This window comes from Micromonospora sp. NBC_01412 (genome assembly GCF_045040215.1).
Classification (GTDB): Bacteria; Actinomycetota; Actinomycetes; order Mycobacteriales; family Micromonosporaceae; genus Micromonospora; species Micromonospora rubida.
Window position 1 is genome coordinate 5507689 of record NZ_CP109528.1, and the last position, 24383, is coordinate 5532071.

At 72.5% G+C, this 24383-nt stretch carries 16 protein-coding genes and 1 pseudogene; 6 read left to right on the plus strand and 11 right to left on the minus strand.

The window, feature by feature from the left end; all coding sequences use genetic code 11:
* Nucleotides 1-33: 33 nt before the first annotated feature.
* A complete protein-coding gene (locus OG617_RS24325) occupies nt 34-5151 on the minus strand; it encodes a hypothetical protein (protein WP_405095286.1) in 5118 nt (1705 codons plus the stop codon).
* Nucleotides 5148-6005, minus strand: a complete 858-nt coding sequence (locus OG617_RS24330; protein ID WP_405095287.1) for a DUF4132 domain-containing protein — start codon at nt 6003-6005, stop codon at nt 5148-5150. Before OG617_RS24330 ends, OG617_RS24325 begins: the two co-directional genes overlap by 4 nt.
* 830 nt (nt 6006-6835) lie before the next feature.
* Between OG617_RS24330 and OG617_RS24335 the strand changes: the two genes are divergently transcribed.
* The gene (locus OG617_RS24335; RefSeq protein ID WP_405095288.1) at nt 6836-7306 is read left to right on the plus strand and encodes a hypothetical protein; all 471 of its coding nucleotides are present in this window, start codon (nt 6836-6838) and stop codon (nt 7304-7306) included.
* 235 nt (nt 7307-7541) lie between these two features.
* A pseudogene (locus OG617_RS24340) lies at nt 7542-7925 on the plus strand (DUF6346 domain-containing protein); the annotation flags it as partial.
* A 7-nt stretch (nt 7926-7932) separates the two neighbouring features.
* Here OG617_RS24340 and glgB read toward each other — a convergent pair.
* From glgB to OG617_RS24355, 3 genes are all read right to left on the minus strand, one after another.
* Nucleotides 7933-10035, minus strand: coding sequence for a 1,4-alpha-glucan branching protein GlgB (gene glgB, locus OG617_RS24345; protein ID WP_405095289.1), 2103 nt, complete (start codon nt 10033-10035; stop codon nt 7933-7935).
* Nucleotides 10023-12116 carry a maltotransferase domain-containing protein gene (locus OG617_RS24350; protein ID WP_405095290.1) on the minus strand — a complete coding sequence of 698 codons (2094 nt, stop codon included), beginning with the start codon at nt 12114-12116 and terminating at the stop codon, nt 10023-10025. The genes glgB and OG617_RS24350 overlap by 13 nt, the downstream gene beginning before the upstream one ends.
* A gap of 82 nt (nt 12117-12198) precedes the next feature.
* Nucleotides 12199-13044, minus strand: coding sequence for an SDR family oxidoreductase (locus OG617_RS24355; protein ID WP_405095291.1), 846 nt, complete (start codon nt 13042-13044; stop codon nt 12199-12201).
* Nucleotides 13045-13313: 269 nt separating this feature from the next.
* Here OG617_RS24355 and OG617_RS24360 point away from each other — a divergent pair, with 269 nt between their 5' ends.
* On the plus strand, nt 13314-13922 hold the full coding sequence (locus OG617_RS24360; protein ID WP_405095293.1) for a dihydrofolate reductase family protein: 609 nt from the start codon (nt 13314-13316) through the stop codon (nt 13920-13922).
* A gap of 78 nt (nt 13923-14000) precedes the next feature.
* Here the strand turns inward: OG617_RS24360 and OG617_RS24365 are convergent, their stop codons facing one another.
* Nucleotides 14001-14294 (minus strand): winged helix-turn-helix domain-containing protein, encoded by a 294-nt coding sequence (locus OG617_RS24365; RefSeq protein WP_405095294.1) that lies wholly within the window; start codon nt 14292-14294, stop codon nt 14001-14003.
* 117 nt (nt 14295-14411) lie between these two features.
* Nucleotides 14412-14639: a GntR family transcriptional regulator gene (locus OG617_RS24370; RefSeq protein ID WP_405095295.1), complete on the minus strand. Its 228-nt coding sequence runs from the start codon at nt 14637-14639 to the stop codon at nt 14412-14414.
* Between the two features lie 422 nt (nt 14640-15061).
* On the opposite strand from OG617_RS24370, the gene OG617_RS24375 reads away from it, so the two are divergent.
* The gene (locus OG617_RS24375; protein WP_405095296.1) at nt 15062-15343 is read left to right on the plus strand and encodes an AbrB/MazE/SpoVT family DNA-binding domain-containing protein; all 282 of its coding nucleotides are present in this window, start codon (nt 15062-15064) and stop codon (nt 15341-15343) included.
* Nucleotides 15344-15354: 11 nt separating this feature from the next.
* Here OG617_RS24375 and glgA read toward each other — a convergent pair whose 3' ends face one another.
* The gene (gene glgA, locus OG617_RS24380) at nt 15355-16569 is read right to left on the minus strand and encodes a glycogen synthase (protein WP_405095297.1); all 1215 of its coding nucleotides are present in this window, start codon (nt 16567-16569) and stop codon (nt 15355-15357) included.
* 70 nt (nt 16570-16639) lie between these two features.
* Here glgA and glgC point away from each other — a divergent pair, with 70 nt between their 5' ends.
* The gene (glgC, locus tag OG617_RS24385; RefSeq protein ID WP_405095298.1) at nt 16640-17872 is read left to right on the plus strand and encodes a glucose-1-phosphate adenylyltransferase; all 1233 of its coding nucleotides are present in this window, start codon (nt 16640-16642) and stop codon (nt 17870-17872) included.
* A gap of 66 nt (nt 17873-17938) precedes the next feature.
* Nucleotides 17939-19582, plus strand: coding sequence for a phosphoglucomutase (alpha-D-glucose-1,6-bisphosphate-dependent) (pgm, locus tag OG617_RS24390; RefSeq protein WP_405095300.1), 1644 nt, complete (start codon nt 17939-17941; stop codon nt 19580-19582).
* Here the strand turns inward: pgm and OG617_RS24395 are convergent.
* The 3 genes from OG617_RS24395 to OG617_RS24405 all read right to left on the minus strand — a co-directional run bounded on the left by OG617_RS24395 (nt 19569) and on the right by OG617_RS24405 (nt 24355).
* Complete coding sequence (locus tag OG617_RS24395) at nt 19569-20339, minus strand: GNAT family N-acetyltransferase (RefSeq protein WP_405095301.1); 771 nt, start codon at nt 20337-20339, stop codon at nt 19569-19571. The genes pgm and OG617_RS24395 overlap by 14 nt on opposite strands.
* Complete coding sequence (locus tag OG617_RS24400) at nt 20324-20968, minus strand: sugar transferase (RefSeq protein WP_405095302.1); 645 nt, start codon at nt 20966-20968, stop codon at nt 20324-20326. The genes OG617_RS24395 and OG617_RS24400 overlap by 16 nt, the downstream gene beginning before the upstream one ends.
* Before the next feature lie 276 nt (nt 20969-21244).
* Complete coding sequence (locus OG617_RS24405; RefSeq protein WP_405095303.1) at nt 21245-24355, minus strand: M14 family zinc carboxypeptidase; 3111 nt, start codon at nt 24353-24355, stop codon at nt 21245-21247.
* Nucleotides 24356-24383: the final 28 nt, after the last annotated feature.

Consider the following 24383-nt stretch of genomic DNA (forward strand, 5'->3'; position numbering starts at 1 on the left):
TCTCTGGTTCTGACGGGGTGTTCGGCACAGGGGTCAGCGGCGGGTGCCGCGGGTGGGCAGGTTGTCGAACCGGGGCCGGTCGCCGTCGCGGAGGCGTTGCCGGGCCCGCCGGTAGAGGTCGGCGGCCGGTTCGAACGGCACGGTCACGCCGAGTCCGGCCGTACCGTCTGGTGCGAGGTCGAACAGGGCGGTCTTCCAGCCCTCGATCGGCGCCTGTCCGCTGCCGCGCTCCAGCCACGGGCCGGGCAGGAACAGCGACCGGCCGGCCCGGGGCCGGCTGGCCTCGAGGACCAGGTCGGTGCCGGCCAGCTCGGCGCGGGCCGCCTTCAGCCGGGTCGGCTTCCAGCCGGTCCACTTCGCCGTGTTGCGGTCGGTCGGGTCCGGCATGGCCAGCAGCATCAGGTACACCGCCGCCGCGTCGGCGCCTAGGCCGTGCTCCCCGGACACCTCGGCGACCAGTTCGGGCACCGACCGGGTCGGATCCTGCGGCCACCAGGTGCCGTCCGCCGCCCGCGCGCCGCCGCCCGGCTCCCCCGGATCGCCGAGCAGCGCCGCGAACCGTGGGTCGCGGGCCAGGCGCAACGCCACCTCCATCGGGTACGGCTTGGCCGCGTCTGCCCGCAGTGCCGGCAGGTACGGGTCCGTCCCGTCGGCGTCGAGCAGGTCCGGCCGCAGCGCGGGCGAGGGTTGGTTGTCGTGGGTGGCCAGGACGATGGCGCCGTACCGTTCCCAGCCCGGGCCGGTTTCGGACGGGGTGCCGGCCACCTGGCGGAACGCGGGCAGGGAGGCGTACTGGTTGAGGTCGAGCAGCAGGTTGGGGTTGGCCAGCCGGTCCCGGATCGCGGCCAGCGCGGCCGGCAGCGCGGCCCGGCACGGGTCGCCGGCCGGCGTGTGGTGGGCGACCCAGGCCGCCAGGGTGACCGTTGAGCGCAGCACCCCACCGGTGAATCCGGTTGCCTTGCTGTCGGCCTGCTGGGCCCGGTCGCCCCTGATCTCGAAGGCCAGGTCGGTGCCCAGCTCGGCCGAACGGGCGGGGTCGAGCAGCGCCGACAACGCCTTCGCGGGCCCCCAGTCGGTCCGGACCGCGCGCACCGCCTCGGCGAGCAACTGTTCGGGCACCGCCACCCGGCGTCCCAGGGCCGCGTTCCAGACCGCCGCGGCGGCGGCCACGTCCGGACCGTCGGTCCACAGCCGGGCCGGGTCGGCCGGAAGCAGCGCCGAGACCACGGCCCGCCGGAGCTCCGAGTTGGCCTCGTTCAGCATCCCGAAGGCCAGCTTGACCTCGCCGATCTGCTTGACCCCGAGCGCCTTGCGCAGCTCGGGCGGCACGGTGTTCGCCGAGTCCGCGTACGGAAGGCCGGCCAGCACCAGCTTCGCCGCGGTGGGGGTGACGCCGGTCAGCTCGGCGAACTGCTCGGCCGCTTCCGGCCGCCAGGGCAGTGCGCCGCGCGCGGTCCACTCGGTGAGGAAACCGGCCAGCCAGCCCGCCGGCCGTTCGTCACCGACCGGCGCCGAGGACCGCACCGTGTACGGCTCGGGCACGGCGAACACGCCGGCCGGGTCGTGGTGCAGCGCGTCGAGGGTGTAGCCGGTTCTCGTGCCGGAGTAGCGGAAGACGGCGATGAACGCCCCGTCGGGCAACGGCAGGATGCCCGGCCCGGGGTGCCGGCGCGTGCCGTCGGGGTTGTCGAGGTCCTCGTCCAGCAGGTGCAGCGTGCACCGGCGCCACCGGGCCGGTTCGGCCGCCGCGCTCAGGTCGAGCCGGTCCAGTTCGGTGAGCAGGGCACGCAGCGTCTCCCGGTGTTCGTCGGGGGTGACCGCCGCGACGGCCCGGTAGGCGACGGCCGCGACACCGCCGAGCAGGGACCACCAGTCCAGAGCGACCGGCAGTCCCGGTCCGTCGAGGTGCAGCCGGACGGCGGGTTCGCTGCCGCCGGTGGCGGACCGCAGGGTGGCGAGCGTCTGGAACTGGGTGAAGGCGTGGGTCGAGCTGCTCCCCCCGTGGGCCGAGCCGCGCAGGCCGTCCAGCGCCAGGGTGAGCTGTTCGTCGGTGGGCCCGCTCGCGGTGACCACCGGCGCCACCGCCTTCGGGGCGGACAGCGACCTGGTGACCCGCTCGGCCACCGCCTCCAGGTCGGTGCGCGCCCGGGCGGCCAGCCGCAGCACCCCGGCCACCCCGGCCAGCACCGCGTCGTGGCTGATCGCCGGCAACGTCGAGCGGACCAGCTCGACCAACGCGTCCTTGTCGTCTTCGTCGGCGGTGGCGCGGGCGGCGGACGCGTTGACGCCGGAGGTGCTTGCCGAAGTGCCGACCATGGACACCGGGACAGCGACGGGAAGGCCGGTGATGGCCTGCGTGGCCGCGGTCAACCCGGATCGGGTCGCCGTCCGGGCCGCGGCCCGCGCGGCCGCTTCGGCCAGAGCGGCGCGGCGTTCGTCGAGGGCAGCCTTGAACAGCGTGGCGGCGGTGTCCCGATCTACCCGGCGCAGCGCGGTGGATCCGGCCGGATCCCGGGGCAGCATGTTGCCGAGGAACTCCCGCATCGGCAGCGGGACCGCCCTGGAGATGTAGTCCCGGCCGGACGACGCTCCGGCGGTGGCTGACACCACCCCGTCCGGGTCGACCAGGGCGACACCCTTGAGGACGGCCCGCGGCCGGTCGTCGCCGGGCAGCACCAGCGCCGCGATCGGTTCCTGTCCCGGTGCCACGGTGACACTACGGCCGGCCAGGTCCTCGCCGCGTACCGAGTCGTCCGGCAGGGTGACCACCCGCCAGCCGAGCAGACCGTCCACCGGAGCGGCGGCCGGGGTGGCCCGGTCGGAGAGGGCTGGCCGCAGCCAGCTGGCCGACTCCTGGAGGCGGCTTCCGCCCACCGGTAGGTCGGCCAGGAACCGGGGCAGGCTACGCCGGCCGCAGGTGTTGCTGGCCGGGTCGTACTCGCGCCAGCCGCGGTCGCCGTTCTCCTCGCCGGCGCGGTAGACCCAGTGGGAGGTGCCGTCGGTGATGACCCGCAGCTCCTCAGGGACAGCGGTGTCACCGGCGTGCAGCACGCCGTCGCCGGTGGTCCGCCCGCCGCCCGCCAGCGGCAGGGTGATCTGATTGCGGCGCCGCCGGCCGCCGTGAAGATAGCCGTTGATGGCCTGCGGCTCGCCGGGCGACGAGTGCCAGTAACCGCACGCGTCGTAGCCGAACGCCCGGGAACGCCAGAAGACCAGCAACTGGCCGTCGACGTAGTAGTAACCGGGCTGGTCCCACAGGTCGCCGGCCGGGATGCGCAGGTCGTGGCGGAGCACGATGCCCTCGGCGCCGAGCACGCGCACCGTGGTCGGCCCACCCATGATCACGTACGGCCAGGCCTCCTGCAGGGTCAGCTCGACCTGCTGGTCGCCGCCGGTCACCTCCTGCCAGGCCTGCTCCCAGTCCGGCCAGCCCAGCTCGTCGATGAGCCCGCCGCGCAGGCTGCGGGCGACGTGCTCGGCGAGGTCGACGTCAAGGGCCTGCCTGAGCTCGCCGCCCGCGCCGGGCTCACCGGGCCCGTCGAGGTCGTCGGAGACCAGGCGCAGCGCCTCGACCGGGAGGTTGCCCAGCCAGGCCACCGAATCGGGCAGGTACGGCAGCCCGGTGGTGAACCGGTCGCGGATCCGGGCCCGCAGCCACTCGTCCAGCAACGGCCGGACGCCCGGCGTCTCGACCATCCGGCGCAGCGCGTCCTGCCGGCCGTCGAGCGGGTCGAGGCCCCGGCGCAAAGCCCCGGTGAACCGGTCGTCGCCGGCCAGGGCGAGCAACTCCCGCTCTCCCTCGACACTCGCCCACTGCGCCAGGTTCAGGGTGTCGCGTTCCTTCGGCGGGGCCACCGGCACGTCGAGGGCGAGCAGCAGGTCGAGCAGGTCCAGATCGCCGGCGGCGGCAAGGGTCTCGCCGCTGTCGGCGAGTTCGGCGCGCAGCCGGGCGGCCATCCGCTCGACGAGTGGGTACAGCTCCCGCGGTGCACGGTAGCGGTCCAGTTGGGCCCGGCTCACGAAGCGGCGCAGCCAGCCGACGGAGCCCTCCTGCGGGCGGGCCGGGTCCGGCACGTCCGGGTCGGACAGCCCGGCGAGCGCAACGGTGTCAGCCAACAGGGCCAGCCACATGACCAGGTTGTCCCGGTCGGCGGGCATCAGGTCGAGCAGGCTGCCGCGGATCGCCGGGTCGCGGCCGGCCAGCGCCGTCACCGCCGGCAGGTGCGCCTTCCACCAGCCGGCCGGCGCCTCGGCGGCCACCGGAAGCCGGACCATCTCGGCCAGGTAGGCCGCCTCACGGTCGGCGACGGCGGCGGCAGCCTTACCGGCGGCCTTGCTGGCGGCCTTGGTGGCGGCGGCCTTGCTGGTGGCGGCCTTGGTGGCGGTACGGACCAGCCGGTTCACCGCGTTGGCCGACTGCGTGGAGGGAACCACGCCGGCGGCAGCGGCCCGCAGCGCCAGCCGGCAGAACCGCTCCAGCGCCTCGTCGGCCGGCAACTGGGCGGACAGCTCCTTCGCGTGGCCGGCCAGCGCGGTCGCGGAGACCACCTTGGCCGCCGCGAACTCCACGTAGACCTCGTCGAGCCGGCTCAGGTCGACCGGCAGGCCGTGCTGCGCCTCCGCCTTGCGCGCCTTGTTGAACAACTGCGTCGCGTAGGTGTCCTGCCCGGCGGCCAGGAACACCCGTGCCGCCTGCTCGAAGAACGTCGGCAGGAAGTGCGGCAGCGTCCTGGCGAACCGGTCGGCGACGCTCTGGTGCCCGTCCAGGGCGGCCTTCGGCCGCGACCGGACCTGCTTGGCCAGCTTCTGCAACTCCGGTACCACCGACAACGCGTGTCGGCCGTCCGCCGGGTGGTGCACCAGCACCCACTCCGGAAACGCCAGCGGACGGCGCGGGCCCAGCCCGACGACGGCCGGCTCGGCAGCCGGCGCGAGGCCGAGGAATCCGACGGCGATGTCCTCGCCCTCGCCCAGAGCGGCGTCGACCAGGCGGACCACCAGCCGGTCGTCGAGGGCCGGGTGCCGGTAGGTGCGGGCGGTGAGGGGCACCGCCCGGTCGCCGGACCCGGCGGTGTCGGTCGGCAGCACCGCGCCGGCGGCCAGCAGACTCGCGGCCGAATCCTCGCCCGACCTGGTCGTCATCCCGGTCATGCCCTCTTCCCCGTTCCGGTCAGAGCGCCGGACAGGGCCGTCGCCATCCGTATTCCTTCCGACCAGGCCACCGGCCCGACCTCGGTCAACCGCAGCGTCGGCCCCTCTGTGACCGACCAGGAGAGGTTGCCCAGGGTCGCCTCGGAGTCCCAGTAGTCCTCGTCGAACCCCAGGGCTGCCTCGACCGTGTGGCCGGCCTCCCAGACCCGGCACCTGATCTGCGAGCCGGATACCCGGAAGCCGAGCGTGGCGGCCCGGGCGGCCAGCCGGTTGGGGACCGTGGTGCCGCGGAAGTCGGTGATCGTGGTGTCGCGGTCCTCAAGGTTGGTGGGCCTGCCCCAGGTGCCCCGATGCAGTTGCTCGACCCCCTGGGTGACGTCCAGTTCGTCGGCGAACTCGCGCAGGTCCGCCAGGTCGGAAAGGCGCACCGGATGGGGCAGCGTGGCGTTGGCCGGCGAGAGCCGGACGGTGTCCCCGTCGAGGTTGACCACGCGCAGGTCACCGGTGTCGGTGACGTCCCGCAGGAAGCCCGGCTCGGCCGGGTCGTCCCCGAGCACCACGAGGTCGCGCAGCGCGTTCCGCCAGGCCGGATCCGGCCAGACCCGCGCCAGCAGCCCGGTCGGCACCGGCAGCGAGGACATCACCCAGGCGTCGACCCGCGCCAGGCATTCGGCGGTGTGCCGGTCCAGCCACTGGCCGAGCTGGCGCAACCGGTCCACCTCGGGATCGTCGCGCAGCACTTTCGGCAGCGCCTTCAGTGGACGACCGCCGGCCCGTGAGCCGGTGGACCGGGCCGCCACCTTTCCGTCCACAAGAGAGATCTCATAGGAGTCTCCCACCGGTAGCCAGCCCATCAGGAACACCCTCCGCAGTGGCAAATCGGCCGGATCTCATGGCGAATTGGCCGAGAATGATCAACGCAGGGGCACGCTAACAGTAGTGACCGACACGACAGGAGCCCGTCGGCCGGGCGACGGTGGGGGACCGGGCGATGTCGTTGCGTAGTCGTGGGTGCGTTCCCTGGCCGGCCCGGGGACCGTGGCCGGGGCGGAGCTGTGGGCGGGGCGGTCGATGCTGTGGGGCAGCGCCTTTGGAGCTGAGTCGTCCACGTCATCACCGCCGGTCGGGCCACCGCCGTCGCGTCACCCACCGCCCCGTCGGGTCGTCGCTTGCGGGCGCCGGGCACGCCGAGCGTGGCTGATGTCGTATCCGACTCAGCTCCATAGGCACCGGGAGGCACACCCGCCATGGAGCGGCACCCATGCCAGAACCCCAGACATCCTGATCGAAGCGCTCCCGCCCGACTTCGCAATCGGCCTGGGGCACCGGGGCCGGGCGGCGGGACGGCTGTAACCGACTCCGACGCAGGTCCTGGCCGCTTGCCGCGCCAGGGACGAAGCATCCCTGCGCCCGCCCCGGTGGTCGGTGGGCGGGCACCACCGACCACCGGGGCGGGGTCAGTGGGCCAGCCGGGGGTGAGGACGAAGGTCAGTACCGCGACGGCGATGACGGCGCCGGTGGTGAAGGCGCCATAATCATCGCGTTCAAGAAACCGAAGAACGCCGCCTGCACCGACGTGCAGCAGCAGGTCAACCGAGCCCACAACGCGCCGCCGTCAGGGCTGTACTTGGGGTGCCCCTGTACGTTCAGGCGCACGGCTACCTCTTCCCTCCGGAGAGGACCGATGGACGAGGCAGTCAGCCCGGCCAGGTTTCGCACGGCGAGGACATTCCACATGGGTAACTCCGGCGGCGACGGCGCACGAACTACCGTGTCACTGACTCTCGGTCACCCCGAGGCCACCTTTCTCTATCGCACCACCAAGCCTGTCGTGCGGCTCGACGGCACGGTTGTTCCCCAAGCGAGCGGGTGGGGGCAGCACACCCTGCCGGTCACGCCCGGGAGTCATCAGATCGAGGTCTGGGTGCCGTACATCCTTCCCCGGAGGGCCGGGCGGGCCAGGCTCGATCTTGTCGTCGGTCAGGGCGAAGAGATCGATCTCGAGTACGTCGCGCCCACCATCACCTTCGCCAAGGGATCGCTCGGCACCCCCGGCGAACAGAAGTCCACCGGGTATTCCGCGGTCATGACGATGAACATCGTCGCGGTCGTGGTCGTGGTGGTGCTCTGCGGTGTGCTTGCACTGACCAGCTGACCCGGCTGGCCGATGTCACAGCCGAACTCTTGCTGTTCGGGATGGCCCCTGTCGACCGCTGATCGAGGCCGAGAAGGGGGGTGCGCCCAGTTGAACGGCGCGGGTCCGGATGAGATGGCGGCGGTGCAACGCGAGCAGATCGTCGCGTACGAGCGGCGCGGCCAATTCTGGGGCCGGCTGACGCAGTTCGCGGTAGTGGTCGCCTCGATCGCCGCATTGTCGCCTCGACGGCCTCGGCTACTGGTGGCACTGCGAGGTGACCGTCCGAACCCACGACGGCCGCGAGGTCGACACCGTGGTCGAGCACTCGATCGTCACCCCGGATGACCGGGGAGAGCCGATCGAATTTCGTGAGGTCTGCTACCGGAAGGGGAACAGCGACTGCCGGTACGGCCGGCCCGTACCCGGCGTTTGGGCGCTCGCCGTGACGATCCTGGGCATGGTGCGGATCACGCTGAATCTTCTAATGATCATCGGCGTCGGCTTCTACCTGGTCCGGGCAGTGGTCGGTGTCCCGCGGTACTACGCCTGGCTGCGCCGCCGGGAGGCGAGAAAGCCCGTGAGCCCCGCGGAGGAACGCCTGCGGCGGCTGACCGGTGGTGGGGCGAATCCCGACTGAGCCCGGCTCAGTCCCGGCGTAGCCAGAGCGCGCCCAGCGGCGGCACCCGCAGCGCCACCGACGCCGGCAGCCCGTGCCACGGCACGTCCTGCGCGTGCACCTCGCCCATGTTGCCGACCCCGGACCCGCCGTAGTGGTGGGCGTCGGTGTTGAGCACCTCCGTCCAGGTGCCGGAGGCGGGCAGGCCGATCCGGTAGTCCTCCAGCGGCAGGGCGGAGAAGTTCGCCACGCAGACCAGCGTCGCCCCGTCGGGGGCGATCCGGACGAACGACACCGTGTTGTGGGTGACGTCGTCCCCGGCGATCCAGCGGAACCCGGCCGGCTCGGTGTCCTGCGCCCACAGCGCGGGGGTGTCCCGGTAGACCCGGTTCAGGTCGCCGACGAGGCGCTGCACGCCGGCCCGCGCCGGGTCGTGCAGCAGGTACCAGTCGAGGCCGCGTTCCTCGCTCCACTCCCGGTCGTCGGCCAGCTCGCATCCCATGAAGAGGAGCTGCTTGCCCGGGTGCGCCCACATGTACGCCAGCAGCACCCGGACGTTGGCCAGCCGCTGCCAGGCGTCCCCGGGCATCTTGGCGGCGAGCGAGCCCTTGCCGTGCACCACCTCGTCGTGGCTGATCGGCAGCACGTAGTTCTCGCTCCACGCGTATGCCAGGGAGAAGGTGAGCTGGTGGTGGTGGTGCTGCCGGTGGATCGGGTCCTTCGAGGTGTAGAGCAGGGTGTCGTGCATCCAGCCCATGTTCCACTTGAACCCGAATCCGAGCCCGCCGTCGGCGGTCGGCCGGGTCACGCCCGGCCAGGCGGTGGACTCCTCGGCGATCATCACGACGCCGGCGTGGTGCTTGTAGACGGTGGCGTTGACCTCCTGCATGAGGGCGATCGCCTCCAGGTTCTCCCGGCCGCCGTGCTCGTTGGGCAGCCATTGGCCCTCGGGGCGGGAGTAGTCCAGGTAGAGCATCGAGGCGACGGCGTCGACCCGCAGCCCGTCGACGTGGAACTCGTCGCACCAGTACAGCGCGTTGGCGACCAGGAAGTTGCGTACCTCCCGACGGCCGAAGTCGAAGACGTACGTGCCCCAGTCGGGGTGCTCGCCCCGGCGCGGGTCGGGGTGCTCGTACAGGGGAGTGCCGTCGAACCGGGCCAGGGCCCACTCGTCCTTGGGGAAGTGCGCCGGCACCCAGTCCAGGAGCACCCCGATCCCGGCGGCGTGCAGGGTGTCGACGAGGTGCCGGAAGTCGTCGGGGTTGCCGAACCGGGACGTCGGCGCGTAGTAGCCGGTGACCTGGTAGCCCCAGGAGCCGCCGAACGGGTGTTCCATCACCGGCATGAACTCCACGTGGGTGAAGCCCAACTCGGTGACGTACGCGGTGAGCTGTTCGGCCAGTTCCCGGTAGCCGAGGCCGGGCCGCCACGAGCCGAGGTGCACCTCGTACACGCTCATCGGCTCCTGGTGCGGCTGTCGCCGCGCGCGTCGCGCCAGCCAGTCGGCGTCGTTCCACTCGTACGTCGAGCGGTGCACCACCGACGCGGTGGCCGGCGGCACCTCCGCGTACGCGGCCAGGGGGTCGGCCTTGTCCCGCCAGTGCCCGTCGGCGCCGAGGATCCGGTACTTGTACCGCGCGCCCTCGGGCGCGTCGGGGACGAAGATCTCCCACACCCCGCTGGAGCCGAGCGAGCGCATCGGCCAGCCGTCGTCGGGGCCCCAGCCGGTGAAGTCGCCGATCACCCGCACGCCGCGCGCGTTGGGCGCCCACACGGCGAACGCCACGCCCCCGGCGCGCACCCGGGCGCCGAGCGCCTCCCACAGCCGCTCGTGCCGCCCCTCACCGATCAGGTGCAGGTCCAGCTCACCGAGGGTGGGCGGGTGACGGTACGGGTCGTCGTGCACCGCGCCGTCGACCTCGACCCGGTAGTCGAGCACCTCACTGGGCAGGACGGCCTCGAAGACGCCCGCGTCGTGCACCCGGGTCGCCGGGTGCCGCTCGTCGCCGACGAGCACGGTCACCGCCTGAGCGCCCCGGCGCAGGGTGCGGATGGTGGTGCGCCCGTCGGCGGGGTGCGCGCCGAGCACGGCGTGCGGGTCGTGCGCCGCGCCTGCGATCAGCTGGTCCATCGTGCGTCGTCCTTGTCAGCCGCAGCGGTGGGGGCGGTGCCCCCGGAGAGTTCGGAGGGCACGTCCTGCACGGTCAGGTCGGGCGCGGCCGGCGCGGCCGGCTCCACCGGGGGCGGGACCGGGCGGCGCACCGTGAACACGTGCGCGGGTTGCAGGTACGGGTCGAGCCGTACCGCGTTGTGCTGCCCCCAGTCGTAGCTGGCGCCGGTCAGCTCGTCGTGCACGGTGAACCGCTCGTGCCAGTCGAGGCCCAGCGCCGGCATGTCGAGGGTGGTGTTGCCCCACTGCACGGCCTGCGAGTCGAACGAGCAGACCACGATCACCGCGTTGCCGGTGTCCGGGTCGTGCTTGGACCAGCACAGCAGCGCCGGGTTGTCGATGTCGTGGAAGACCAGGTTGCGCAGCCGGTGCAGGGCCGGGTTGTCGCGCCGGACCCGGTTGAGGGTGGCGACGAACGGGGCCAGCGAGCGCCCCTGCGCCTGCGCGTCCGCCCAGTCCCGGGGGCGCAGCTCGAACTTCTCGTTGTCGAGGTATTCCTCCGCGCCGGGGCGGGCCACGTGCTCGAACAGCTCGTAGCCGGCGTACATGCCCCAGGAGGGGGAGAGCAGGCTGGCCAGCACCGCCCGGATCTTGAACATCGGCGGGCCGCCGTGCTGCAACGTCTCGTGCAGGATGTCCGGGGTGTTCGGCCAGAAGTTCGGCCGCATGTGGTCGGCCGAGGCGACCAGTTCCTCGCAGTACTCCCGCATCTCGGCCGGCGTCGTGCGCCAGGTGAAATAGGTGTACGACTGGGTGAAGCCGATCTTGCCGAGCCCGTGCATGATCGCCGGCCGGGTGAACGCCTCGGCGAGGAACAGCACGTCCGGGTCGACCTTTTTGACCTCGGCGATCAGCCAGTGCCAGAAGTCGAACGGCTTGGTGTGCGGGTTGTCCACCCGGAAGATCCGGATGCCCTCGCCCATCCAGTGCAGCACCACCCGCAGGATCTCCGCCCGGATGCCCTCCGGGTCGTTGTCGAAGTTCACCGGGTAGATGTCCTGGTACTTCTTCGGCGGGTTCTCCGCGTACGCGATGCTGCCGTCGGCGCGGGTGGTGAACCACTCCGGGTGCTCGGTCACCCACGGGTGGTCCGGGGCGCACTGCAACGCCAGGTCCATCGCCACCTCCAGGCCCTGCTCGGCGGCGGCGGCGACGAAGCCGCGGAAGTCCTCCGGCGTACCCAGGTCGGGGTGGATGGCGTCGTGGCCGCCCTCGGCAGCGCCGATCGCCCACGGCGAGCCGACGTCGTCCGGCCCGGCGGTGAGCGTGTTGTTGGGGCCCTTGCGGTTGACCCGGCCGATCGGGTGGATCGGCGGCAGGTAGAGCACGTCGAAGCCCATCGCCGCCACCCCGGGCAGCCGGTCCCTCGCCGTGACGAACGTGCCGGAGCGGGCCGGGGCGTCGACCGTGGCCGGGACCGCACCCTCGGAGCGGGGGAAGAACTCGTACCAGGAGGAGAAGAGCGCCCGGGGGCGGTCCACCCAGAGCCGGTGCTCCTCGCCGGTGGTGACCAGCTCGCGCACCGGGTGCGCCCAGAGCAGGTCGGCCAGGCCCAGGGCCGGGGCGACCCGCCGGGGCAGGTCCAGCCGCTCGTCGCCCAGCGCGGCCACCGCCGCCGTCACCCGGTCGGCGTCGCCGGCCGGCACGAGGTCCAGGGCCGCGGTCAGTACGCGTACGCCCTCGGCGAGGTCGTTGGCCAGATCGGCCGCGCCCTGACCGGCGGCGACCTTCTTGGTCACCGCGTTCTGCCAGGTCAGGTACGGATCCTGGAACGCCTCGACGGCGAAGGTCCACGCGCCGACGGCGTCCGGGCGGATGGTGGCGTGCCAGCGGTCCTGGCCGGGCTCGCCGGGGCGCATCCGGATGAACGGCCGGGCCCGCCCGTCGGGGCCGAGCCAGACCACGTTGCAGCCCAGCGCGTCGTGCCCCTCCCGGTAGGCGCGGGCGGACACCGGCACCGCCTCGCCGACCACCGCCTTGGCCGGGTAGCGACCGCAGGCGACGACGGGGGAGACGTCTTCGATCGGAAACCGTCCAGTCACCCCGCCAACCTACTGTGCGAGATCGTCTCGCGCGCGGCTGAGCGCTCCTTCGGCTCCGCTGCCCGCCGGACGGGTAGCCGGGTCAGTGCCGGGCCCGCCACTTCTTGGCGCGCCGCAGGTAGCGGATCACTCCGGCCGGGCCGGTGGAGGCGGGCCAGTCGTCGGTGCGGAAGTAGGCGTCGGAGCCGCCGTCCAGGAAGATCACCGAGCCGCAGAGGAAGTCGGCGGCCGGCGACAGCATGAACGCCACCCATTCGCCGACGTCCGCCGGTTTGCCGCGTCCGCCGATCGGCACGGCCAACTGCTCGACCGACTCCTTCTCGCCCCGGGCGATCTGCTCGTCGAGCAGCGGTGTGGCGATGATGCCGGGGGCGAGGACGTTGACCCGGATGCCGGCGCCGGCCCACTCCGGCGAGATCGCGCTGCGGCGAGCCCACCGCGTCACCGCCATCTTCGAGCTGGCGTACGCGAAGGGCGCCGAGCGTTTGCCGAAGCGCCCCACCACACGCAGCGCCTTGTCGGGGTTCCGGGCGAGCAGGGCCCGTACGGCGCCCTCCGGCACCATCGGGGTCAGCGTCGTGGAGTTCGAGCCGAACACCACGACCTTGCTGTTGCCTGCTGCGGCCAGCGCGGGCCGCCACGCTTCGAGCAGATCCACGACGCCGAAGAAGTTGACCTGCTGCACCATGCGGTCCCGCCCCGGGATGCCACCGAGCCCGGCAGCGCAGACCGCGCCGTCGAGCCGGCCCCCGACGCGCTCCAGCACCTCGGCCGCCGCCGCCGAGCGCCCCGTCGGCGTGGACAGGTCGGCGATGACCTCGACGTCCCGCAGGTCCACGCCGACGACGGTGTGCCCGTCGCCGCGCAGCCGCTCGGCGGCGGCTCTGCCCATGCCCGAGGCGGCCCCCGTCACCGCGTACGTGCCCATGTCGGTTCCTTCCCCCTGTGCCAGCAGCCGGTCGGACCCGGCCCGTTCAGTCTCGCCGGATGCTGGCGCGTGGTGGTCGCTTCGGCCCGAAAGCCGGCCTGCGGCGTGACGCCGGCCGGCGAGACTGTCGGACGGGTACGCGAGGATGCGGCCATGTCGTACCCGGACGTGGTACGGCTGGACCGTCCACCGCGACGATCTGCTCGCGGCGCGCTTCGACTGCGTCCGGCGCACCTGTCACTGCTGACAGACTCGAAAGGATCATGGCGATGGCCAAGGTTGTCTCCACGCTGTTCATCTCGGCTGACGGGGTTGCCGAGATCGACTCCGACTGGCACCTCCCGTACTTCGACGAGAACATGGGCCGCGCCGTCGGCGAGGACTACGACACCGCCGACGTGCTGCTCATCGGCCGCGAGACCTACGACAGCTTCGCCGGAGCCTGGCCCGGCCGCGAGGCCGCGGGCGGGGACGACGCGGAGTTCGCCAAGCAGCTCGGAGACATGCGCAAGGTGGTCGTCTCGCGCCAGCGGCCGGAGTTCTCCTGGCGGAACTCGGAGCTGATCCAGGGCGATCTCGTCGACGCCGTCACCGTTCTCAAGGCCGACACCGGCATCAGGGGCATCCTCATCCCCGGGTCGATCTCCGTCGTGCAGCAACTGCTCGCCGCAGGGCTGGTCGACGAGCTGCGCCTGCTGGTGCATCCGGTGGCGGCGCGTAAGGGACGCAAGCTCTTCGACGACGGCGACGTGCCGTACCACCTGCGGGTGGTGGCGACGGAGGCGTTCCCGACGGGCGTGATCCGCGTGAACTACTCGCCGACCGCCGCACCCGCGAGGGTCGGCTACGACGATGTCAAGGACCAGGTTCCCGCTTGAGGCGTCCCGCCATGATCGTTTGCAGTTCAAGGAGACGACACGCCGACCAAAATCTCCGAAAACAACAGACGATCATGGTCAGTCGGGTAGCAGCCTGACGGGCGAGGGCGGTGTCAGGCGGGGCGCAACGTCGGCGCGGCAAGGGCTCAGGCGGGCGGCTCCGGTGCCACGAACGAGCCCTTGCTGGTACACCTCGATCCAGCCCCGCTCGTCCAGGATCCGCAAGGCCAACCTGATCGGGCTGGCGGACGAACTGTACTGGCGGGCGAGTTCGGCGATCGTCGGTAGCTTGTCACCAGGCCTGAGTGTGCCGCTCCGGATCGACGCGGTGACGTCATCGATGAGTTGCTCGTACACAGGCTTGCGCGGCATGGTCGACCACCTCTCGTCAGCCCGGCCAGAATCGCACCGAGCGCGACGCGGCGTGGCCCCGTGTCGACGTGTTGGCCGGAGAGCGGGGATCGGCGGGGACGACGTTGTTGCGCCGGTCTAGGCGGGCGGTGTCGCCGCGACGTAGAGGCCGGCGCCCTGCACGCCGACGATGATGCCCTGGGTCTGGAGCAGCATCACCGCCCGCTGGACGGTGGAGACACTCGCGGAGTAGAGCTGCGCCAGTTCGGCGTACGTGGGCAGCCTCGTCTCCGGCGGGTACTCGCCCTGTTGGATGCGGGCGTGCAGGTCGGCGGCTATCTTCCGATAGCCCATCGGGATGGTCATGGGTGCTGTCTCCGTTCGGCAGCCCGATTCGACCACGGCACCTCATTCTGTTCAACCTCTTCATTGACTTTAGCCAATGAGACTTAACGTGATGGCGGTGGCGCTCTCCGTTCGGCGACGGTGCGCCCCGCCGGGCGAGGCATTGATTCCACCGATTCCTTCGCCTCGCCCGGCATTCCCGCAACCCTGGAAATCCGAGGAGTCACGATGCGTGAGCCTTCTGGTGAGCGCCCACCTTCGACTGCGTACCCCGTCGTTGGTGGCCCCCCTCCGAGCTGTGGGCGGGGCGGTCGATGCTGTGGGGCGGTGCCTTTGGAGCTGAGTCGTTTACGTCATCACTGCCGATCGGGCCACCGCCGTCGCGTTACCCACCGCCCCGTCGGGTCGTCGCTCACGGTCGCCGGGCGCGCCGAACGTGGCTGATGTCGTATCCGACTCAGCTCCATAGGCACCGGGAGGCATACCTACCGTGGAGCGGCACCCACGCCAGGCCCCCCAGACCGGAGCTGCGCGCCCGGCACAACCTGCACGAGGGCGACGAGGTCGACGTGATCGAGGAAGGCGGCGCGCTGCGCATCGTGCGCGTCAGTGACGCCGAGATCCGTGGGCGGCGCGTGGTTTTGCGCATGTGCGGACGAGACGGTGCCCGGGAGGTGGAGGGCATGTCGACGGACGACCTGATGGGCCTGCTCGGTGACGAGTGAACACCTCCTGCCTACACCAGGAGCGAGCGGTACAGCTCGATCGTGCGGGTGGCGATGGCGTCCCAGGAGAAGTGGGCGACGGCGCGACGCCGGCCGGCCCGGCCGAACTCTGCGGTGCGGGCCGGGTCGGCCAGCACCTCGTTGATCGCCGCCGCCAGGTCGGCCACGAAACGCGCCGGGTCCAGCGGCCGGCCGGAGCCGTCGGTGGCCTGGTCGATGGGCACGAGCAGCCCGGTCTCGCCGTCGGCGACGACCTCGGGGATGCCGCCGGTGGCGGTGGCCACCACTGCGGTCTCGCAGGCCATCGCCTCCAGGTTGACGATGCCCATCGGCTCGTAGACCGAGGGGCAGACGAAGGCCGTGGCGTGGGTGAGCACCTGGATCACCTCGTGCTTGGGCAGCATCTCGGCCACCCAGACCACTCCGGACCGGTTCGCCCGCAGCTCGGCCACCAGGCCCTCCACCTCGGCGGCGAGCTCGGGGGTGTCGGGGGCCCCGGCGAGCAGCACGAGCTGGGTGTCGGCGGGTAGTTCCCGGGCCGCCCGCAGCAGGTAGGGCAGCCCCTTCTGCCGGGTGATCCGCCCCACGTACACCACGCTCGGGCGGGTCGGGTCGATGCCGAGCCGGTCCACCACGTCGGTGCCGGTGTCCGGGGCGTACTGGACGGTGTCGATGCCGTTGTGGACCACCCGCACCCGGTCCGGGTCCACCGCCGGGTACGCCGCCAGCACGTCCGCCCGCATCCCCGCGCTCACCGCGACGATCGCGTCGGCCGCCTCGTACGCCGTGCGCTCGCACCAGGAGGACAGCGCGTAGCCGCCGCCGAGCTGCTCGGCCTTCCACGGCCGCAGCGGCTCCAGGCTGTGCGCGGTGACCACGTGCGGGACGCCGTGCAGCAGCTTCGCGGTGTGCCCGGCGAGGTTCGCGTACCAGGTGTGGCTGTGCACCACGTCGGCGCCGGCGCACCCGGCGGCCATCTCCAGGTCGATGCCCATGGTGCGCAGCGCGGCGTTCGCACCGGCCAGGCCGGCCGGTTCGGCGTACGCGGTGACGCCCGGCTCGGTGCGCGCCGCGCCGAAGCAGTGCACCCGCACGTCGGCGAGTCTGCGCAGCTCCCGGGCGAGGTACTCGACGTGCACCCCGGCCCCGCCGTACACCTCCGGCGGGTATTCGCGGGTGAGCAGATCGACGCGGAGTGCTGCCGTGGCCGGGGCGGAGGCGGTCATGCCCGCACCCTAGTGCAGAAGTCGGTCCGTCCGAGTGGTGAAGTGGCGGGCGGGTGGTTAGCGTCTGGTCATGGCTGACAAGGTGCTCGCGATCGTCCTGGCCGGTGGGGAAGGCAAGCGCCTGATGCCGCTCACCACGGACCGGGCCAAACCGGCCGTCCCGTTCGGCGGGATGTATCGCATGGTCGACTTCGTCCTGTCCAACCTCGCCAACGCCGGCTTCCTCAAGATCGTCGTGCTGACCCAGTACAAGTCCCACTCACTGGACCGGCACATCACCAAGACGTGGCGGATGTCGACGCTGCTCGGCAACTACGTCACGCCGGTGCCGGCGCAGCAGCGGCGCGGGCCGTGGTGGTTCGCCGGCTCGGCCGACGCCATCTACCAGAGCTTCAACCTGGTCCACGACGAGCAGCCGGACTACGTGATCGTCTTCGGCGCCGACCACATCTACCGGATGGACCCCCGGCAGATGGTGGACGACCACATCGCCTCGGGCGCCGGGGTGACCGTCGCGGGCATCCGCCAGCCGCTGTCGACGGCCGACCAGTTCGGCGTGATCGAGGTCGGCGAGGACGGCCGGCGCATCCGGGCGTTCCGCGAGAAGCCCACCGACGCGGCCGGGCTGCCCGACGCGCCGGACCAGATCTACGCCTCGATGGGCAACTACGTGTTCACCACGAAGGTCCTCCTGGAGGCCGTCGAGCGGGACGCGGAGGACAAGACCAGCAAGCACGACATGGGCGGCAGCATCATCCCGATGATGGTCGAACGGGGCGAGGCGAACGTCTACGACTTCCGCGACAACGAGGTGCCCGGCAGCACCGACCGCGACCTCGGCTACTGGCGGGACGTGGGGACGCTCGACTCGTTCTACGACGCGCACATGGACCTGATCAACGTGCACCCGGTGTTCAACCTCTACAACTTCGAGTGGCCCATCTACACCGAGCAGCCGCCGTACCCGCCGGCGAAGTTCGTCCACCAGTGGGGCGAGCGGGTCGGCCGGGCCGTGGCGTCGATGGTCTCGCCCGGCGCGGTGATCTCCGGCGGCCTGGTGGAGAACTCGATCGTCTCGCCGAAGGTGAAGGTGCACTCCTGGGCGCACGTCGACGGCGCGGTGCTGATGGAGGGGGTCGAGATCGGCCGGCACGCCGTGGTCCGCCGCGCCATCCTGGACAAGAACGTCGTCGTCCCCGAGGGGGCCGAGATCGGTGTCGACCTGGAGAAGGACCGGCAGCGCTACACCGTCTCCGACAACGGGATCGTGGTGATCGGCAAGGGCCAGCGGGTCGAGCCCTGAGTCACGTGTGACCCCGGCCCTCTCCGGGAAAGAGTCAGCGTCCGTCCCGTCCCTGGAGGTTGCGCAGTGGCCCACCCCCGTGCCGGTCAGCCCGCCGAGCCCGCCGACCTGGTCGACGTGCCCCGGCTGGTCACCGCCTACTACGCCGAGCACCCCGATCCGGACGACCCGACGCAGCAGGTGTCCTTCGGCACCTCCGGGCACCGGGGGTCGAGCCTGCGCAACGCGTTCAACTCCGACCACATCCTCGCCGTCACCCAGGCGCTCTGCGATTACCGCCGGGAGCAGGGCCTCGACGGCCCGCTCTTCCTCGGCCGGGACACCCACGCGCTGTCCGCCCCGGCGGCCGTCGACGCCCTGGAGGTGCTCGCCGCCAACGGGGTCACCGTGCTGCTGGACAGCCGCGACGGCTACACCCCCACCCCGGCGGTGTCGCACGCCATCCTCGCCCACAACCGGGGCCGCTCCTCCGGCCTGGCCGACGGCATCGTGATCACCCCGTCGCACAACCCGCCCGACGACGGCGGGTTCAAGTACAACCCGACCAACGGCGGTCCGGCGGACACGGACGTCACGAAGTGGATCCAGGACCGGGCGAACGCGATCCTCGCCGCCGGGCTCAAGGAGGTGAAGCGCATCCCGTACGCGCGGGCCCGCGCCGCCGACACCACCGGTGAGTACGACTTCCTCGCCCGCTACGTCGACGACCTGCCCGCCGTGGTCGACCTCGACGCCGTCCGGGACGCCGGGGTGCGCATCGGCGCCGACCCGCTCGGCGGGGCCAGCGTGGCGTACTGGGGGGAGATCGCGCAGCGGCACCGCCTCGACCTCACGGTGATCAACCCGACGGTCGACCCGACGTGGCGCTTCATGACCCTCGACGGCGACGGCAAGATCAGGATGGACTGCTCGTCGCCGAACGCGATGGCGTCCCTGATCGCCGCCCGCGCCGACTACCAGGTCTCCACCGGCAACGACGCCGACGCCGACCGGCACGGCATCGTCACCCCCGACGGCGGCCTGATGAACCCCAACCACTTCCTGGCGGTGGCGATCGGCCACCTGTTCCGCACCCGGTCGAACTGGGGCCCGAACGCCGCCGTCGGCAAGACCCTGGTCTCCTCCTCGATGATCGACCGGGTCGCCGCCGACCTGGGCCGGCCGCTGCTGGAGGTGCCGGTGGGCTTCAAGTGGTTCGTGCCGGGCCTGCTCGACGGGTCCGTCGGCTTCGGCGGCGAGGAGAGTGCCGGGGCCTCGTTCCTGCGTCGCGACGGCAGCACCTGGACCACCGACAAGGACGGCATCCTGCTCTGCCTGCTCGCCTCGGAGATCATCGCGACCACGCAGAAGACGCCTAGCCAGCACTGGACCGAGCTGGCCGAGCGGTTCGGCGCCCCCGCGTACGCCCGGATCGACGCCCCGGCGAGCCGGCAGGAGAAGGCGGTGCTCGCCAAGCTCTCCCCGGACCAGGTGACCGCGACCGAGCTGGCCGGCGAGCCGATCACCGCGACGCTGACCACCGCCCCGGGCAACGGCGCGGCGATCGGCGGGCTCAAGGTGACCACCGCGTCCGGCTGGTTCGCCGCCCGGCCCTCCGGCACCGAGGACGTCTACAAGATCTACGCCGAGTCCTTCCAGGGCCCCGACCACCTGGCCCGGATCCAGCAGGAGGCGCGGGAGCTGGTGTCGGCGGTGCTCAGCCGGGCGTGACGGGCCGCAGCATCCTGGTGAACCGGGCGAAGCCCTCGGCGTCCCGCCCGTCCCGGACGGCCCAGGCCCGGGTGGCGCCGAGCGGCCCGGCGAGCGCCGAGGCGAGCCCGCCGGCCTCCGGGCCGGCGGGCACCCGCAGCGTCGTGCCGACCGCCCGGACGGTCACCGGGCCGGCGGCGGTGAGCACCCGCAGGTCGCCGAAGCCGTAGGCGGCGCGGTGGGCGGCGAAGGCCGGCCAGTCGGCGAAGCGGAGCCCGGGGCCGGCTCCCGCGCCGATCGGCACCTCGGCCCAGGAGCTGTGCGACCGGCAGGCGAAGCCGAAGCGCCGGTACAGCCGCCGGGCACCGGCGTTGTCGCGCGACACGTCCAGGGCCAGCGCGGCGCACCGCAGCCGGCGGGCCAGCCGCAGGCCGTCGGCCAGCAGGGCGCCGCCCAGGCCCGAGCCCCGCACCCCCTGGGCCACCGCGACCCCGTTGAGCAGCAGCTGCCGCCCGAGCCACCGCCAGTCAGCCACGGCCAGCACGTCCGTGCCGTCGCGCACGCAGCGCAGCAGGACGGTGCGGGAGCCGGCCGGAGGGGCCAGCGCGGCGGACAGGAACGCGGCGTACCCGGGCGCGTGGTACGGCACCAGGCCCGCGCAGTCGGCCGGGATCGCCTCGGCCAGCAGCCGGGTGACCGGGCCCAGCGCCGGGTCGGTGGGCCCGTCGAGGGCGGTGACCTCGGCGGTGACCCCGGCGGCGGTCAGGACGGCAGGCACGTGAGCTGCCGCTCCTGGTCGAGGTCCGGCATGTGCGCGGACGGGTCGAGGACGACGCCGGTGCCCCGCAGCACCTTCCCGACCGTGCGGACCAGGATCCACAGGTCCAGCCGCAGCGACCACTCGTCGACGTAGCGGGTGTCCAGGGCGAGCCGGTCGTCCCAGGCGAGGGTGTTGCGCCCGCCGATCTGTTGCAGGCCGGTCAGCCCGGGCGGCATGAGGAAGCGGCGCCGCTCCTGGTCGGTGTACCAGGGGTCGTAGCGGGGGAGCAGGGGCCGCGGGCCGACCAGGCTGAGGTCCCCGCGCAGGACGTTCCAGAGCTGGGGCAGCTCGTCGATGCTGAGTCGACGCAGGACGGGCCCGACCCCCCGGCAGCGGACCCCGTCGGGCAGCAGGGCGCCGTCGGCGTCGCGCTCGTCGGACATCGTCCGCAGCTTGTAGATCCGGAACCGCCGCCCGTGCCGGCCGGTCCGGACCTGGCTGAAGCACACGGGCGGGCCGAACTGGGCCGCCACGAGCAGCGCGGCGACCGCCACGACCGGCGCGGTGAGCACCAGCATGGCCAGCGCCAGCAGCACGTCGACGGCGCGCTTGACCCGCAGTTGGGCGGGCGGGGGACGCCCGCTCACCGGGCGGTTCCCGATCCCCGTGGTGTTGCCAGCTCCCGGCGAACGTTCACGTTCCGACCTCCCAGGACTCGGCGGCGAATAGGCCGAATCGTGTTTCTATCAGCCTTGGGAGGCTTTCATGTGATGTTTCCGATTTCCGCTCTATGCCGTTTCCCGGTGCGGCACAAGCGGCGGCGTGTCGACCCCGGCACGCCGGGCGGACCCAAGGGTGCGCCGGCGGCATCCCACCACCGGCGCACCCGTCACCCGGTCAGCGGCGCCCCGCGCCGCGCGACGTCACCGGCGGGACCCGCCGAGCAGGTGGGTCAACGAGCGGGCCACCAGATCGTTGCGGGCCGCGGGGGCCAGCCCCTCCAGGCCGAAGCCGAGGTAGACGGTGTCCGGGGTGACCACCGCCGCCCCCTCCTCGAACGCCTGCTGGCTGCGCGACCAGTCGTTCGCCCCCGGCGCGGAGCCGGGCGGCGGGCCGGCCACCGTCCAGCCACCCAGGTCGGCGGTCTCGAACGAGGTCTCGCTGACCGTGGCGCCGTCGACGATCACCCGGGCGTCGTCGAGGAAGACTCCGAGCCCCTGGGTGCCCCAGTCGGAGACGTACGAGATGGAGACCTCGACCTTCCTGCCCGCGTACGCCGACAGGTCGACCGCGAACTCCTGCCAGCCGCCCGAGGCGCCGGTGGCCGCGTTCCAGCTCCCGGTGCTGCCGGTGGGGGAGCAGTCGGGGCCCTGGTAGTGGGCCAGGAACGGGTGCAGCTCGTCCGCCCAGCCGGACTCGCAGCTCTCGCCGGTGGCGGTGCCGGTGTGCCCGTTGGCGTCCGGCAGGGTGGTCCAGTCGTCGCTGCCCACCTCGTGCGCCTCGACGGTCAGGAAGTCCCAGTTCTCCTCGATGTCGTAGGAGGTGAAGAAGCGGAGCTGGGCGCTGCCGGCCGAGGTCAGGTCGACGGTCCGGGTGAGCCGCTTGTACGACTCGTCGGCCCGGCCGCTGTACAGGTACCACTCGCCGGTGCGCGGGTCGAACGGCGCGCTGCCCGGGCGGACCCAGTCCACCGTGGCCGTCCCGCCGAACTGTGGGAACTCGTCCGGCGGCAGGAAGCTCGACGTGGTCAGGAACGACGCGGTGTGGTCCTGGTTGCCGGCCGAGCCGTCGGCGTTGAGCCGGCCGGCGAACCCGGCGAAGGCCCCGGCGGACCCCTGGACCGGGTACGGCGTCCCGTCGGCGTCGCCGCCCCCGCCGCTGACGTACGTGTACGCCCCCAGCCAGTACTGCTGGAAGTCGTTGAGCACCGGCAGGCAGGTGACGTCGTCGGGGTCGGTGCACTCCGGCGGGGCGTCCGGGCGGTACAGGTACGAGCCGTTCGCGGCCTGGGCGAACAGCGCGTACTTGCCGCTGACCAGCACCTTCCCGCCCTCGTTGAGGTAGTCGCGCACCGCCAGCTCGGTGGTGAGCGCGGCCTCGGCCGTGGTGCCGCCCACCTGGCCGGGGGAGCGCAGGATCACGTCGTCCCCGGTCTCCCAGACCACCGCCCGGTAGTGCGACAGCACGCCCAGCGGGTGCGGCGCCCGGCGGCCCATCGAGTCGAAGTCGTACACGTCGCTGCTGCGCCCGGCGGCGCTCAGCGCGGCGGCGACCTCGTCGGCGTACCTCGCGGTGGTGGCGTCCTGGACGGGGCTCAGCCCGGTGACGTCCTCCATCGCGAGGACCAGCACGTCCCCGCCGACGTCGGTGTGCACCCGGTAGGTGAACCGCTCGCTGGCCACCGGGCCCTTGCGCGGCTTGACCCCGGTGAACCAGACCTCGACCCGGTCGCCGGGTCTCGTGCCGGTCACCGTGCCGCGCTGCTCGGCGTACCAGACGTTGTTGGTGTCCCCGTACCGCTCGCCGCCGCGCCACTCGCGGACCTTGACCGTCTTGGGCCGGCCGCCGTTGACCACGTAGTGCATCCGCACGTCGCGCAGCGCCCGGCGGGCGACCGTGGCCACCTGCTGGGTCCGCCCGTACGAGGTGTCGAAGGCGTCCACCACAAAGTCCGGGGTGCTGCGGCCGACCACCGACACCGGCTCGTCCGGGTCGGCCGCCGACTTCGCCACGGCGAGGGCGAACGGCAGGTTCTTGGCCACCTCGGCGGAGATCAACTTCTCGTCGTCGGGGAAGACGAAGCCGCTGACGCAGTCCTCCGGCCGCCACTGGTCGTCCGGGTCGACGGCGGAGGCCGTCTCGCAGGTGGACATCTCCGGGGTGAAGCCGAGCGTGCCGTAGAGGACCTGGGCGTGCGAGTCGGTGTCGCCGTTGGTGGTGTACAGCTCGGCGGAGAGGTCCGGGTCGTAGCCGGGCACCGCCGGGTTCGCGTCGTCGCCGACCATCGCCTGATAGATCACGTCGTCGGGGGTGGGGGTGCTCACCTGCCAGCCGACGCCGTAGAGCAGCAGCTGGGCCGCCGAGTGGTAGTTGACGAAGAACTCGAAGCCGACCCGCCGGAACAGCCGGTCCAGCGCCTTCGTCTCCGGCTCCGAGCCGGGGGCGGTGCCCCGGTAGGTGTCGCTGTTCGGCTCCGGCGAGGAGCCCTCGTTGTCGTACCCCCACCGGTAGCCGAAGTTGCGGTTCAGGTCGACGCCGTCGGCGGTGGTGATCCGCCCGTCGCCGTCGTTGTCCCGCAGGTTCTTGCGCCACAGCCGGTTGCCGGGGGTGAACGTGTGGTCGTAGCCGTCGGGGTTGACCACCGGCAGGAACCACAGCTCGGTGGTGTTCAGCAGCCGGGTGATCCCGGCGTCCGTGCCGTAGTTGTCGAGCACGTGGTGCAGCAGCCGGCGGGTCATCTCCGGGGTGATCCACTCCCGGGCGTGCTGGCTGCTGGCGTACAGCACGGCCGGGCGCTTCCCGTCCGGCACCGTCCGGGCGTCCCGGGTGACCTTGACCGCGAGGATCGGCCTGCCCTGCACCGTGCGGCCGATGGTCTCCACCTTGGCCAGCTTGGGGAAGCGTGCGGCGGTGGCGGTCAGCTCGTCGCGGATGCCACCGGGCTCGCTGTAGGACCGGAACGCCGACCACCCGGCGGCGGCCTGCTCGCGCAGGGCCTGGGAGGCGTCCCGGCCGTGCACCCGCTTCACGGCCAGCCGGACGCCCTGGCCGGCGAGCCGGTCCGCCTGCCGCCGGCTCAGCACCGTCTCCACTCGGGTGGCCCCGGCCCCGTCGGTGCCGCGCTGGTCGTGGCCGAGGTCGACCCCGGCCGCCCGCAGCTTCTCCCGCTGCTCCGGCGTGACCGTGCCGACGTACACCTCCAGGCCGTCGCGGCCGGCGGGGTCCGACGGTGGCCGCGCGCCTGCCGGCGGGGTCAGCGCCAGCGCGCCGACCAGTGTCAACACGCCGGCGATCGCCAGCCGTGCCTTCTTCATCCGCGCTCCTCGGGTGTGCAGGGACCTG

What these genes read in the sequence shown, in the direction of transcription:
- OG617_RS24370 (WP_405095295.1), bottom strand. Translation starts at nt 14,639, where the DNA reads ATGACCATCCCGATGGGCTATCGGAAGATAGCCGCCGACCTGCACGCC.
- glgA (WP_405095297.1), bottom strand. Translation starts at nt 16,569, where the DNA reads ATGACCGCCTCCGCCCCGGCCACGGCAGCACTCCGCGTCGATCTGCTC.
- glgC (WP_405095298.1), top strand. Translation starts at nt 16,640, where the DNA reads ATGGCTGACAAGGTGCTCGCGATCGTCCTGGCCGGTGGGGAAGGCAAG.
- OG617_RS24325 (WP_405095286.1), bottom strand. Translation starts at nt 5,151, where the DNA reads ATGACCGGGATGACGACCAGGTCGGGCGAGGATTCGGCCGCGAGTCTG.
- OG617_RS24405 (WP_405095303.1), bottom strand. Translation starts at nt 24,355, where the DNA reads ATGAAGAAGGCACGGCTGGCGATCGCCGGCGTGTTGACACTGGTCGGC.
- OG617_RS24375 (WP_405095296.1), top strand. Translation starts at nt 15,062, where the DNA reads ATGTCGTATCCGACTCAGCTCCATAGGCACCGGGAGGCATACCTACCG.
- glgB (WP_405095289.1), bottom strand. Translation starts at nt 10,035, where the DNA reads ATGGACCAGCTGATCGCAGGCGCGGCGCACGACCCGCACGCCGTGCTC.
- OG617_RS24360 (WP_405095293.1), top strand. Translation starts at nt 13,314, where the DNA reads ATGGCCAAGGTTGTCTCCACGCTGTTCATCTCGGCTGACGGGGTTGCC.
- OG617_RS24365 (WP_405095294.1), bottom strand. Translation starts at nt 14,294, where the DNA reads ATGCCGCGCAAGCCTGTGTACGAGCAACTCATCGATGACGTCACCGCG.
- OG617_RS24330 (WP_405095287.1), bottom strand. Translation starts at nt 6,005, where the DNA reads ATGGGCTGGCTACCGGTGGGAGACTCCTATGAGATCTCTCTTGTGGAC.
- OG617_RS24355 (WP_405095291.1), bottom strand. Translation starts at nt 13,044, where the DNA reads ATGGGCACGTACGCGGTGACGGGGGCCGCCTCGGGCATGGGCAGAGCC.
- OG617_RS24335 (WP_405095288.1), top strand. Translation starts at nt 6,836, where the DNA reads ATGGACGAGGCAGTCAGCCCGGCCAGGTTTCGCACGGCGAGGACATTC.